The organism is Spirosoma lituiforme (assembly GCF_054776635.1).
The window spans coordinates 287,557-300,616 of record NZ_BAAHBO010000002.1 but is presented as its reverse complement, the minus strand read 5'-3'; the positions used below and the strand labels follow the sequence as shown (position 1 = coordinate 300,616).

General features: G+C 47.1%; 14 protein-coding genes. 4 read left to right on the top strand and 10 right to left on the bottom strand.

Annotation, left to right across the window (positions count from 1 at the left end):
* Positions 1 to 6: 6 nt before the first annotated feature.
* The 6 genes from ACYU87_RS09690 to ACYU87_RS09665 form a co-directional block, all read right to left on the bottom strand.
* Complete coding sequence (locus tag ACYU87_RS09690; RefSeq protein ID WP_461133864.1) at positions 7 to 885, bottom strand: TssN family type VI secretion system protein; 879 nt, start codon at positions 883 to 885, stop codon at positions 7 to 9.
* Between the two features lie 37 nt (positions 886 to 922).
* Positions 923 to 1,216 carry a PAAR domain-containing protein gene (locus ACYU87_RS09685; protein ID WP_461133863.1) on the bottom strand — a complete coding sequence of 98 codons (294 nt, stop codon included), beginning with the start codon at positions 1,214 to 1,216 and terminating at the stop codon, positions 923 to 925.
* A gap of 78 nt (positions 1,217 to 1,294) precedes the next feature.
* Entirely contained in the window at positions 1,295 to 1,690 is a 396-nt protein-coding gene (locus tag ACYU87_RS09680; protein ID WP_461133862.1) for a LytR/AlgR family response regulator transcription factor, read from the bottom strand.
* Positions 1,691 to 2,483: 793 nt separating this feature from the next.
* On the bottom strand, positions 2,484 to 3,920 hold the full coding sequence (locus tag ACYU87_RS09675) for a TolC family protein (protein WP_461133861.1): 1,437 nt from the start codon (positions 3,918 to 3,920) through the stop codon (positions 2,484 to 2,486).
* Between the two features lie 29 nt (positions 3,921 to 3,949).
* The gene (locus ACYU87_RS09670; RefSeq protein WP_461133860.1) at positions 3,950 to 5,302 is read right to left on the bottom strand and encodes an HlyD family secretion protein; all 1,353 of its coding nucleotides are present in this window, start codon (positions 5,300 to 5,302) and stop codon (positions 3,950 to 3,952) included.
* A 41-nt stretch (positions 5,303 to 5,343) separates the two neighbouring features.
* Complete coding sequence (locus ACYU87_RS09665; protein WP_461133859.1) at positions 5,344 to 6,369, bottom strand: ABC transporter transmembrane domain-containing protein; 1,026 nt, start codon at positions 6,367 to 6,369, stop codon at positions 5,344 to 5,346.
* Between the two features lie 686 nt (positions 6,370 to 7,055).
* On the opposite strand from ACYU87_RS09665, the gene ACYU87_RS09660 reads away from it, so the two are divergent.
* The 4 genes from ACYU87_RS09660 to ACYU87_RS09645 all read left to right on the top strand — a co-directional run bounded on the left by ACYU87_RS09660 (position 7,056) and on the right by ACYU87_RS09645 (position 10,077).
* On the top strand, positions 7,056 to 8,399 hold the full coding sequence (locus tag ACYU87_RS09660; RefSeq protein ID WP_461133858.1) for a GAF domain-containing sensor histidine kinase: 1,344 nt from the start codon (positions 7,056 to 7,058) through the stop codon (positions 8,397 to 8,399).
* A 523-nt stretch (positions 8,400 to 8,922) separates the two neighbouring features.
* Complete coding sequence (locus ACYU87_RS09655) at positions 8,923 to 9,303, top strand: hypothetical protein (RefSeq protein ID WP_461133857.1); 381 nt, start codon at positions 8,923 to 8,925, stop codon at positions 9,301 to 9,303.
* A 304-nt stretch (positions 9,304 to 9,607) separates the two neighbouring features.
* Positions 9,608 to 9,796, top strand: a complete 189-nt coding sequence (locus ACYU87_RS09650; RefSeq protein ID WP_461133856.1) for a hypothetical protein — start codon at positions 9,608 to 9,610, stop codon at positions 9,794 to 9,796.
* A gap of 104 nt (positions 9,797 to 9,900) precedes the next feature.
* Entirely contained in the window at positions 9,901 to 10,077 is a 177-nt protein-coding gene (locus ACYU87_RS09645) for a hypothetical protein (protein WP_461133855.1), read from the top strand.
* Between the two features lie 111 nt (positions 10,078 to 10,188).
* Here the strand turns inward: ACYU87_RS09645 and ACYU87_RS09640 are convergent, their stop codons facing one another.
* From ACYU87_RS09640 to ACYU87_RS09625, 4 genes are all read right to left on the bottom strand, one after another.
* Entirely contained in the window at positions 10,189 to 10,467 is a 279-nt protein-coding gene (locus ACYU87_RS09640; protein ID WP_461134361.1) for a laminin B domain-containing protein, read from the bottom strand.
* A gap of 15 nt (positions 10,468 to 10,482) precedes the next feature.
* A complete protein-coding gene (locus ACYU87_RS09635) occupies positions 10,483 to 10,776 on the bottom strand; it encodes a hypothetical protein (protein ID WP_461133854.1) in 294 nt (97 codons plus the stop codon).
* A gap of 115 nt (positions 10,777 to 10,891) precedes the next feature.
* A complete protein-coding gene (locus ACYU87_RS09630) occupies positions 10,892 to 11,683 on the bottom strand; it encodes a WecB/TagA/CpsF family glycosyltransferase (RefSeq protein WP_461133853.1) in 792 nt (263 codons plus the stop codon).
* Between the two features lie 128 nt (positions 11,684 to 11,811).
* Positions 11,812 to 13,047 carry a glycosyltransferase family 4 protein gene (locus tag ACYU87_RS09625; RefSeq protein WP_461133852.1) on the bottom strand — a complete coding sequence of 412 codons (1,236 nt, stop codon included), beginning with the start codon at positions 13,045 to 13,047 and terminating at the stop codon, positions 11,812 to 11,814.
* Between the last annotated feature and the right edge of the window lie 13 nt (positions 13,048 to 13,060).

Sequence of the window (13,060 nt, the reverse complement as noted above, 5' to 3'; positions counted from 1 at the left end):
AGGCTGTTAGCTGATTTCTTCCACCCGTTTGGCAACAATCAGGTAGTTTTCTCGAAGGTTATTCTGAGCGATTGTCTGCTCGAAATCAATATACGACCGAAGCCGAAACAAAGAAGGTTTCAGGCTGTAAAACAGCCAGCCATATTCGTGGGCCGTATCATCGAACGTCTGAATCGGGTCGTTCGGGAATTTGTGATTGTAATCATCAACAAATTTCTGAAACCAGGTGCCAAACGGAACATCGCCGGTTGTACGCGCTTTTACCTTAATCGGCGGTTCTTTTCGGTTCGGGTCTTTGTAAATCTGCACTTCCAGCAGCATAAGCCGGTAGTAATCAACGCCCTCCATCGTTACTTCTTCGGCGTGGCGCGGGTAATACCATAATTTATAGATTTCGTTCGGCACGTTCACCAGCGAATGGAAGGTATAAGCAAACAGAACTGGCAACAGAAAAGGTAATAAGCTGCTCGACGCCCACAAATCATACTGGAGCAACCCGTATCGGAGACTGCTCAGGTAATTGAACAGGGGAGTGAACAAAACAATGCCGAAACCAACGACGCTGGCTGTCATGAGCACCACAAAGGTGGGTCTGGTGGCAAAAGCCGGTCCCATATCGGCTATCATCCGACTCAGGAAGAGAATACCGCACAACAGACTTACCAGCTGAACCACAACGTAATAGACCGGAATGAACTGTAACCCGTTCAGGCCAAACAGTCCGGCAAGCGCCATGAGTAAACCACTGAGCAGAACGGTCAGGATCAGCCGCTTGTTGCTCATCAACTCAAGCTTACGGTTCAGCCATATCGTGGCGATGAACAAGCCTAACGTGATTAGACTAACAACGATGTAACTTAGCAGAAACGGGGATATGACATCCATAAGGAAAAATCTAGAAACCTGACTATGCGTGTTTAGCTTAACCGCCAATCATCACGGTCGGTAGCCCTAGTATAATCGAGCCTCCGTGTGCTGTCAGGTCACCCAGGCGAGCCGCTGGTGCTCCGCCAATCAGCACCGTTGCCGAGCCTTTCACGATGGTATCGGGAGGCCCTACGCAGACCAGTGAGTCGCCGACGCGGGCAGCAGGTAGGCTGCCAATCAATACCGTTGGGCAACCGGGACCAACAATGGGGCCGCCCACATGCGGAATGCCGGGTGGGGTTACTTGAGGACAGGTGTGCATATCCGTTAAACGCGCAGCGGGAGGCATAGTAGCAGGACGATGGATGACTAAATACCGGGTGCTGAGTACACCCGATACACGCTTGGCTGGTGACCAGACCAGCCCTTATCCCCAGTAAAGGTGCTGCAGTTCTTTTTTTACCATTGACCAGCGACGTCGGGAAATTATTATTTCGGTACCCGTGGCCAGGCGCAACATGGGGCCCCGGTGCGTGAGCTGTGTTTTCTGAACAAAGTTCCGGTTGATGACGCAGTTCTGGTGAACGCGAATGAAATCATCAATCGGTAATTGATTCTCGTAATGCTTGATGGTATAGGCCATAATTTGCTTGCTGCCGTCGTTCCAGTATAGCCAGCTATAGCCCCGTACGCCCTTGATCATAATCAGATCACTGATCGATCTATTTTGCCAGCCAATCCGGAGATCGTTGACGCGTACGGACAAAATAATGTTTGAAACAGACGTTCCTTCAGAAGTTGAGATAACAAAACTTTTGCTCATCGTTGATGGTAAATACAGAGTTACAAAATGGAAATATCAGCAATAGAGATACTGACTCACTTCTCAGAAGCGGTAAAGAAATGGGTTATTTGTGCGGGCTGAGTGCCTTCTTTATTTTAACAAAAGAAAGAAATGATGGTACTTTGCTTTCGTGCCTTCTTGTTTGCTAGGTGGAGTTAATTAATGCCTTGTCTAGTAGATGCGTACCATCATGAATGGATTAAATCTACACAAAAAGGAATCTTACTGTCTAAAAAGAAGCGTAGATGTATTGTATACAGATTATGTATATCATTGACTAGTAGTACTATAAGATTGGAGATAGTGTTTTCCAGTCAACAGCTACCGTTGCACAGATGTCCACTCGCGTCTGGCCTGCTATCGCTTTTGGCCTTCGTGATAACGATCTTGAGGAGGTAAGTAGGCCGTGTCGAGCGATTGTTGCGAAGCAATCCACTGGTTGTTCATTTGATTAGTTAAGTACATTGGGCTAGTTAGTAATTACTCTGGTTGTTTTTTATACCGAAGTTAGCCGAAGATCTATCCTTGAATCGCTATATGTATATCAACGACACCATTTTGGGTGTGAATGACAACTGATGATATGTGAGCGGGGAATTCCCGTAATTTAGATTTGACTATTTCTGCTGAATGGTAAAAAAGAAGGGTAGGAGAAGGGTATTGTCTGCTGGAGTGGGCATACGGGTAAACCGGTCTTAAATGAAGCAGCCCCCTATTGCCGGAAGAAAATTCTTCCGGCAATAGGGGGCTGTCTGGTAAGTTGATGAACAGGCTAGTTGTTCAGGTCGATGTTTCTTCCAGCCAGGTAATAAAGTTCGGCAACCGCTTTCTGGTACGATGCCTTGAGCGATTCGCTTTTCAGTTGCAGGTCAATCAATTTGGTTTCCCGGGAGTTGACCAGGAAAAGAGAACTCTCCCCCAGGAGAAATTTTTCCGTTTCCCCTCTGACCAGAATCCGCTGGTTTTCGACTGCCTGTTGCTGGGTTGTGATCTGGTCCACCAATGCCTGAAGCTGATTATAGGCCATCTGAACATCGTTCACGACAGATCGCCCCCTGTACTGACGATCCAGCAGCGTTTGCTGGTATTTGATCTGAACCTCCCGAAGCTTACCCCGTTCCTTGCGGAGAAACAACGGGAACACAATATCCAGTCCAACTTTGTAGTTCTGCGGCCGAAACGAGTAGTAGCTGCTCCAGTCGTAGCCAACGTCGAGAGCGGGTGTCTGGCTGAGTAAACTGGCACTCAGGGCAATCTGTGGCTGAATCATCGCCTGCCTGAACCGCTCCTCTATCGTTAGCTGCTGCAATTTACCGTCGAGTTTGAGCAGGTCCGGGTGGCGTTGAGCAGCCTGATCCAGAAGCGATTGCCGGACCAGATCAATCGACATGGCTGCGGGCATCTGCGGCAGCGTGTAAGGAGGCAACTCCGCCGGTTGCCCGTCGGGAGTCCACAAGAAAACGTTAACCTGTAGCCGGGCATTCTGCTCATCAACTAAGGCTTTTTGCCGTTGCACCTGACGATCCTGTACGGTAATCAGCGCTTCTGTTGTATCAATGTAAGCCGCATCGCCCAGTTGCGCCTGCAGGCGTAACGCCCTGAACCGCTGTTCGGCCAGCACGTACCCGTCTGTCAGTAGCCGCCGTTGCTGATGAGCCAGAAACCAATCCCAGTACGCACTGGCCGCATCGTAAAGCGTTTTGTTAATCAAGCTGATTCGATCCGCTTCGGCCAGATTTTGCGCCACACGAGCCTGTCGCACAGCATTCCGTCTGGCATCCATGAACAGGGTTCGCCCAATGGGCATACTCAAACCAACGCCCGTAAGCCCCGTTGGCGGAGTGCGTTCTTCCGGATTGATGTACCGGCCGGCCGGGTCGTTCCGGTCGTAAGAAATGTTGATATCAATGCCAGCGGGCCAGATAGGAATCGCCAACTTATTCTGCCAGTGATCGTAATACAAATCAGAGCCGAACTCTTTACGATCATAATGCGAGACCAGCTTGGGGTCAAAAGCGCCCCGGGCTTGCATCACAACCTGCCTGGCTTCTTCGCCGAATAAACCAGCCTGCCGAATAAGCGGGTGATGCTGCCGGACCAGATCATAAAATACCCGGGCCTGGAAAACCGTTGTGTCCAGGCGGGATGTGTCATTCTGGCCGTGAAGCGTAAACGACAGTACGCACAGCCAAAGAACCAGACATCTCATTAGAAACGTACGTAATGAAGTTAGTCGGATCATGAGGGGGTTGCTTTTGCAGGCTCAGCCTTTAAACTGGGTGGGAATCCGTTGAGCAATCGCCATAGTTCGTACCAGATCGGGACATCGTCGAGCATAACCCATCCGCGTACACCCGACCCGACTCGCAATTGATCTGGCCAGGGCTGGTCGCCCGGTTGCTGGATAGGACGTACCAGTAGCCGATACCGGCCATCGGGGCTGCTCACAGCGTCGATGACTTCCACCTTACCACCAAACGTACCGACCGCTACGCTGGGCCAGCCCGAAAATTGAATGGCCGGCCAGCCGTCGAACTGCAACCGGACAGTTCGACCCCGCTGGATCAGCGGTACATCCATTGCCCGAACGTAAAGCTCGACCGCCAGTTGAGGCTTGTCTGGCTGAAGGGTCGCAATGGATTCGCCAGCCGCGATGTTTTCGCCGATTCCTGTTTTGGCCGGCCGAACGATAAACCCGTTTTGAGGTGCCCGAACCACGTAGAGCCCCTGACGCACCTTCACGTTGCTGATTTCGTTGCGCAGTTTAGCTATTTCACCCGCCGTTTGTGTGCGGCTCGACACGGCCGAACTCAGGTCTGAACGAGCCTTCGCTACGTCCTCATCAAACTGAGCCTGGATTTTACTCAGGTCAAGTCGGGCATTGACCAGTTCCTGACGGGTAATGCTCAGTTTGTTCTCCTGGGCGATAACTTTTGCATTATCTTCCTGGACGCTTACCCGTCGGCCTTCCAGGTCGGTCAGTGAAATAAGTCCGCTTTGGTAAGCCTTTTCGTACCGGGCAATCCGGTCGAGTGTGATCTGGTAGTTTCGCCGAATGGCCCGTAAATCAGCCTCGTCGGCGTCCAGGCGAAACTGCGACTGCTTAACCCGGTTCCGGGCGGCATTCAGATTGACCCGAACCCCGGCTTCGAGTGCCAGGATCTGATTGTTCAGTGCCTTGATCTTGGACAGGTAAGCCTGCTCAGAGCCGACTTTAGCCGCGAGTTGTTCGTTAAGCCGCTGAATGATCGCCGGGTCAAAAAACTCATCTTTGATATCGGAGATGATCAATAGCGTATCGCCCTGCTTGACGAAATCACCATCCTTGACGTACCAGCGCTCAATGCGACCGGCAATGGTATTCTGGATAGTTTGGGGACGATCTTTCGGCGTAAGGGCCGTTAACGTTCCCGTTCCGTCGATGTTCTGACGCCAGGGTAGGAACATGACGACGATGCCGACCAGTAGAAAAAACAGCCACCAGCGCCCCAACCGCCGACTGGTGTCTGGATTGGGTAACGTGCGTAAAGCTTTGATAGGATACCGGTCGAGTTTTTTGATATCGACCCGCTCGTTTGAGATATTTAGCATAAATGATAAAGCAGCCGCCCACAGTTCAGGGCTTTTCGTGCTCAGTGTAATTCAGGTTCAACGTCGGAAGTTGTAAGCGGTAAATCCGTAACGGTGGCAATTTTCTCGACGGCTGTCAGCATATCGAATACTGTATCGACTCCTGACAAAAGTTTATCGACTGCGCCGGTTATAAGAACAATCATCACCTCGGAGGCAACAAATTGACCAAGCGACATCTGGCGGCTAACCACCAGTGATGTGCCAAGAATCAGCAAACCGCCAACGACGATAGTTTTGAAAGCCACTCCGCTATACAGAAATCGTTTGATCACCTTAAAGTGATCCTGCCGGTTCTTGAGATAGCCCGCTACCAATTCGTCCATCTTGGCCATAGCTTCGGTCTGGTCGATCGGCGGATGGTCAGGTTCCTGCCGTTGTTCCGGTAAGGCGCCAGCCATTTCTTCCAGCCAGGCTTCAACCTTGTATTTGTACTTCGATTCGGCCAGGCTGGTTCTGATACCGCTAGGGCTGAGTACCCGGATGACCAGCCACACCGCCAGGGCGACGAAAATACTGAAGCCGATGAAAATCGGGTTGTAGGCGGAGAGCAGTAATAAGCCAAAAACAATCTGAACAACGGCCGTTGTAATATCGACCAGAAGCTTAGGCATCCCTTTCTGAATCGTCAGGACATCGAAGAACCGGTTCATCAGTTCGGGTGGATGATAAGCCGATAACGCTTCGGGGTCAATACGGGGTAGCCGGTAAGCAAATTCAAAGGCGGCTTTGGTGAAAATGCGTTGCTGAAGCACTTCAACCAGTGTTGTTTGTGCTACCAGCAGCAAGCCCGCTACCACGATTCCCAGAATCACCAGGCTAATCATTACGTAGACAGAACTGAAAATGAGACCACTCGAAACCAGGGTAAAAACAGCCTGCGTACCCAGGGGTAGAGAAAGGCTGATGGCACCCGTGATTATAGCGTAGAGGAATATGTAGCCAATGTCCTTTTTTTCGGTAGTAAGAAGACGAATCAGTCGTTGAGTTGGCGAAGGCAAAGGCTCAACAATAAGTTTACTTGCCATTTGGGGAAATTATAGAGATGTTCATGCAATTATATACCAGCGCTTTTTTACCAGCTGAAGAGCGGGCGTATCAGGCTTCTTGACAAGACCATCCGGTTGTTGTTCTGATCATAGGGGTGATGTATCTGGTTGTGTTGAGGTTCTGGTTACTCGTATATATACTCAAAGATGAGCTGAATTTGTTCGTGCGTCAGTCGAGTAGATAAACGGTTGTGCTGTGCAAAATTCTGCATTTAGGATTAAAAAACCATTAAAACCTCAGTTAAATAACTCTGTTCTGCTCCAAATAATGCCCGGCTGAGATCAATTAAGAAAAAAAATAACCGGTGGCTGATTCGCTAGTTTCACCAGCATCTCCGGGTATAGCCGATAAACGTAATCCTACTCAAGTGCGCTAAAAGTGCCTTTGCTGCTTATTAGGGACGGTTTTTTTATAAATCAGGTTTCTAGATATACTCCCGAACAAACCCCGTAGCAACGCTGTGTTGTGAAGCGGGTAAGCCAGTTCCGGTCAGGCTGAACGGTGCTTACGTGAATAGATTAAAGCTATCTCCTTGTCCTGTACAGCATTAAGTAAATCCAGCTGGTAATGTCAGTAACAAGTTGACGGACACTGTTGTTGTACAAGAATCAGCTTTTATCGGTCCGTTAATTTACTTACCCTATTATCTTTCAGTTTGTGCTCTATGCATACCTCGCCATCTTCACATGAAGAAAACAGCCGATTAGAAGCCTTAAGAAGTTACGATATTCTGGATTCGTTGCCCGAACAAGATTATGATGATATTGCCAAGCTGGCTTCCCAAATATGCCAGACGCCCATTGCCCTAATCAGTTTCCTTGAGGAAAAACGCCAATGGTTTAAATCTAGTTACGGAATTGATATTCAGGAGACACCGCGCGAATATGCATTCTGTAGTCATCAGGCCCAGGCTAACCCGGAAGACCCGATGATCGTAACGGATTCGAGAGAAGACAAACGATTTTCCGGTAATCCCTACGTAACGGGCAATCCGCACGTGGTATTCTACGCGGGGGTTCCCCTGATTGATTCAGATGGTTTTTCCCTGGGTGCGCTGTGCGTTATTGACAATCAGCCCAAGCAACTGGAGCAACCCCAGTTGGATGCGCTGAAAATTCTGGCCAAACAAGTAGTAAACCTGATGGAGCTCAGAAGTTCGAACAGGGCCCTGAAGCAGAGTGAAGAGCGGTATGCTGCGTTATCCACGGAGTTGGAGCAGCAGGTAAAGCAACGAACGCAGGAACTGGCAACGGCCAATGAAGCCCTGAGCGATTCGAATAACCTGCTCTCCCGGTCAAACGAAAACCTGCAACAGTTTGCCTACATTGCCAGCCACGATTTACAGGAGCCCTTGCGTAAAGTCCAGTCGTTTGGCGATTTATTGAAAAATCAATATACGGATCAGTTAGGAGAAGGGGTCATTTATTTGGAGCGAATGCAGGGTGCGGCCTCGCGCATGTCGACCCTCATTCGTGATTTACTGAGCTACTCCCGCATTCACACCCGGCGCGAAAACACCATGGCGGTATCACTTAATGAGGTCGTCAAAGCAGTACTGGTCGATCTGGAACTGGCTATTGCCAAAAATGGCGCCGATGTGCAGACTGATCTGTTGCCTACCATTACGGGAGATGCGTCTCAACTGGGACAGCTTTTCCAAAACCTACTGACCAACGCGCTCAAGTTTCGGCGAAAAGATGCGCAGCCCGTTGTCCGGGTAACGGCTCGATGGGTCTCCGCCGATAGTCTTCCGGCGGGTAAGAAGCAAACCACAAGTGCCCTCGCTTACCACCGGATCGATGTGTCGGACAATGGAATTGGCTTTGACGAAAAGTACGTGGATCGAATCTTCCAGGTTTTTCAGCGGCTGCACGGTAAAAGCGAGTATGCCGGTACGGGTATTGGGCTGGCCGTGTGTGAGAAGGTGGCCACTAACCATAATGGGTTCATCAGCGCATGCAGCGCAGCAGGGCAGGGGGCTACCTTTAGCGTATACCTACCCGTTTAAACTAAGCTCCCGCTACCTCATTATACTAGCTGCTGGTCAACAACCTCGCAAATCAGCAGTAAAGAAGAGGTTAGTGCAACGTTAAGATAGTACGCACAGCCGTTGCCTTCTAGGTGGCGGCTGTATTTCGTTGAGCCCCATTACCTCACTTGCTCGAACCTTTCCGCCTGATATGGGTAACTATGACTTACTGCTGTATGCAGTGAATGGTGGAATGTATACAGCTGTCATCTTGTAGGTGATAGCTGTTTTTTTTTGTAAAAATTGATAAATTTTTGGGTTTGCTCTTGTGTGTCGATTTCGATAATTTGTATATTATATGGTACCTTAACTGCGCAAAAATACCTTTGTTGGCTCTATTTTTGCTGCAGATTCATAAAAAAACGTGCGTAGAGATATGTATAAATACATTGATAAACCTGATGTAATCAATGTATTGTATTATGAAAATAGTTAAATTTATTAGTACGTGAAATGACATTTTGACCAAATAAAGGTCTAAAGAGTAAAATAAAACGATTAAATGGACGGTAAAACCCACCCTGCTGACAAGTTGCTAATTGACCAATCGACGTACACAACAGTTTTAGCGAACTGGTTTGAGGCCGTCTCTACTTTTTATAACCATTACAATCAGTTGCGACCTTACATTGCTCAGGTTGGGATAAACAACGTTCCGTCTATAAATTCAGGCCAGTGTCCGGTTGGTCAATTGAGAAGGCTGCTGAGTCGAATGCATCGGGAGTTGGACATGCTGGTGCAGGATATGGACCAGATAGACGCCCCCGAATCGAATTGTACACGCCAGCAGTGCAAGAAACTTGTCAATCATACCCGTGTTCTTACCCAGCTAAACCAACGGGCGCAAACCATGTGTTTGCTCATTAACTTATCCGCTAGTTAGAATAAATACCTGCGTCGGGCTAATAATCAGCTATACTGACGTTGGTAGTTCGAAAGTTATTCGGCTTAACGATAACGCTGTTGTAGGAAGGAAACATAGGGTTACAAAGAATGTATAAGTAGTAGCCTATCGCAATTAGGTATAATAGTAATTATACTCATAGTAAAAAGCGAAAAAATTCAATATCAAGCGGCTCAGTTACGTGTTTTATTATCTATATTAGCCCTATAGAATTTTGAACGCAAAAAATTACTTAAGTAAAAGTAGTTGACGGCTACTCCGCCCATTATCAGTTACTATTTATATGAATGTTGCCCTGGCGGTGATTGTATCAGTGCTCCTGCAAGCAGCCATGACAGTCACCTTCTTCCACGAAGCCCTGACAACCAAACAGGGAACGTATTGCCAAACGAAATGCACGGCCGCTGGCCTTTTGTATCTACTCTTCGCCTGCTTACTCGTCTGGCTATATCTTACCCAACCCCTCCGCTAGCAATCAATACTTTTTTTTATTAAAAACGGCGTTGATCTCTCTGTCAGAGAGAAAACTGTAGCTCGCTTTTCTGCGTACATTGATCGAACGATACAGGAAAACGCATGAGTTACGTACTTTTCTACGGTTGGCAGGTAGGCTACCGTAAGCTCACATCCGTCCAGCTCTTCCAGGATATTTTCAGCTTACTGTCATTGACGCTTACGACCGGGCACACGCCATACTTTGCGGAGAAGTCTTCTCACTTCCCCTCGGCGATACCCAACGTGCAGAAGACGTGATCAGCCAATTCAGGGCGATCGGGGCCCTGTGCCGCCCGATCAACAGGCCACACGTGACAAGCCAACGGTAGGGGGTAGGTGAACCCGATCACAAGACTGAAGCCTGTTTGCCTAATAAAGAATAACATTATCCAGGCCACCCTGATCTGGACCGGCCCTGAACTCACCCCGAATTCTCAAATCGGTCAGGTTTGCCAATACAGACTGCATATCGGCTTTAGTTGCCTTTGCATTTCCTTTCTTCCAACCGCTAAGTTCATCCAGCTTGACCGAATAGTGTGTCCAGGTGGTGTTAGGATAGTGGCTTGTATTAAACGTCAGGGTAGTAGTCCCATCTGTCAGGATAACGTCAGAAGCATTAATCTGAGAATCGGTTGCCGATTGAATCAGATCAAATTTAAGCGTTCAGTCATAATACTTACGAGTTTCATGAACAAAGCTTCGTGAGGCAACGAAATACCAGACTCCATATGCACTATCAATTCCAACTATGTAACCGTCGGGATTACCACCTGTGGCGCTATAACTTCCAATGCCTCCTTCACTAACACGCCAGCCTTCGTTACCGGCGTCAAAACCAACGAAGCCGGGATAGCTTAAGGCATCAAAGCTTTCGTTACAACTGGTAAGAGCGAAGAAGAGCAGACCAACGAAGAAAGCTACTGTGCGAACAATTCTCTTTTCGTAGTATGGAGACATGACCATGGAGAGGCATTGACGTTCATTAGACAGACGTAAAGCTAACTTCAGTTGACTTATGCAAAAATGAAAAGCAGCCACCAAAAACCACATAAACAAAATCTTTCCCGCCAACTCATTGGCTTAGGAGTTGACGAGCCAGCCGTACGATGAACAATGAATTTGTAACGGCATAGCGTTTAAATAAACGCCGAGGCTCCATCGCCAGCCTGTGAAGCCATTCCAAACCAGCGCGCTGCACCCACATGGGGGAACGACCTTGTATACCAGCCAAAATTAGCAATGCGCCACCAACACCCACCATTACTGCTTGAATCCTTCCTCGCATTTGGGCCATCCAACGCTCCTGCTTGGGACAGCCCAGGGCTACAAAAACTAACCGAGCGCCTGTTTCATTGATGTGCGTAATAATGTCTTCCTCTTCAGATGAGGTTAACGGACGAAAAGGAGGGGATAGAGTACCCACAATCTGAATGCTTGGGTACAATTCATAGCACTTTGCTGTAACCTGCTTCAACATATCAGGTGTGGAACCGTAAAAGAAGACAGGTAAGCCCTCTTCCGCTGCCCGCCGGGTTAAGTCGGAGAGTAAATCAAACCCCGCTATGCGGTCTTGTTTAATACCAAGTCGTAAACGAAGTGCCCAAGTCAGAGGAACCCCATCGGTAGTCACCCAATCTGCTTCATTAACGATGTTGGAAAAAGCAGGATCATTGGAGGCTTCTACCGTCATGTGAACATTGGCAAGGCAAGCCATTCGAGATTCCCCTCGTTTCGCAGCTACAATAATGGATTCCTGAATTTGTTGGTATGTGCCTAAAGAGTAAGACAAGCTTAAAACGGATGCTCGATTGAACTGATCTGAATCAGCTTTAGACAATTCAGAAGAGACGAAGAATGTATTCATTAGTGGTGGAGAAAATTAAACGCGAGAAGCAACGGAGTAGTATAATTACATTTGAACAAAGCTGTTTACAAGGTTTAAACAGCGTCGATATTTATGGCTTCTTGATCAATATAAATCTATTCTTCACTTTAGCGTTTCTGTGACGCTATCGATTCATGATATAACTCTACCATTCTTTGAGCTTTGTTATCCCATGAAAGTTCTTGCTGACGAGATCTACAGTTCAAAGCCATTGTGTGTAAAACATCCTTATGAGCATATAAGTAGTTAAGTTCCTGAGCAAAATCTTCAACTGATTGTTTAGTAGTAGTCAATTTAACCTTGACACCAACTTTTTCATTTACGGAGTCCCCCTGACCACACGTATCGAAACATAGAACCGGTAAATTATTACCAATTGCTTCTAATACAACATGTGGAGTCCCTTCAGCCACACTCGTGAAAAAGAACAAATCTGACTCTTGCATCTTTCTCTGTACCTCACTATACTTTATTGATCCATACCAAAAGCATCTATCAGCAAATCCTAGCGATGCTACTAACTTTTTATAATGTTCGTCGTTTCCTGATCCAACTATATGCAACTTAATATTACTATTTTCAGTGGCTGCTACTGACCGTATACATAGCCCTAATTGCTTCCTGAAATCCATTTTACCCACCCATAAAACATTAAAATTTTCCTTCTTTTGTTTGTCAATTACTTGGCGGTCTTGAACGTAGCACCCGGTCTCGTTTAACAAAGGAGACTTTTCAAACAAAAATCTCTCAATAGATGTCTTAGAATTTGACGATGCCGCTATCAAACTAGAAGACCTACTTGCTGCTTTTTTTACTCGATGTGAAAACCTCAACTGCAACTCAGTTATAATATTTTTCAACTGGTAAAACAAGTGGTTTTTTATGCCAGAGCCTTGTAAATAGGCACTTGGGAAGCCAATTTTCGCATCAACTGGTCCCCACACAAATGGAAGGTTATCAATCTTCCATAAATATCCTGGCTCCCTAAAACCAATCATATTTAATTGATGCAAAACTTGAATCTTGTTAGCACTTATTATGTCTAAAGCAATTAGATAAGTTTTATATTGCCAATTCTTGTAATACCTGTAAAACCTCCAATCCCCTTGCCTACTTGACATCTCTCGGACTTTTTCTGGAACAGGATTATAAAAAAAGTGAATATTTTCCTTTTCGGAAAATTTCAATAACTCTTCTTCAATCTGAACTCTCCATCGCCCTTCTGTTATTATAAACAATTCGCAGTATTTACTTAAGTGAATAATCCAGTTCCATGCCATACCAGGCTCAGAACCTAAATTGGGACCGCAGGAGTATGCGTTGATCAAAACTTTCAATTTCATAGCAATTACATAA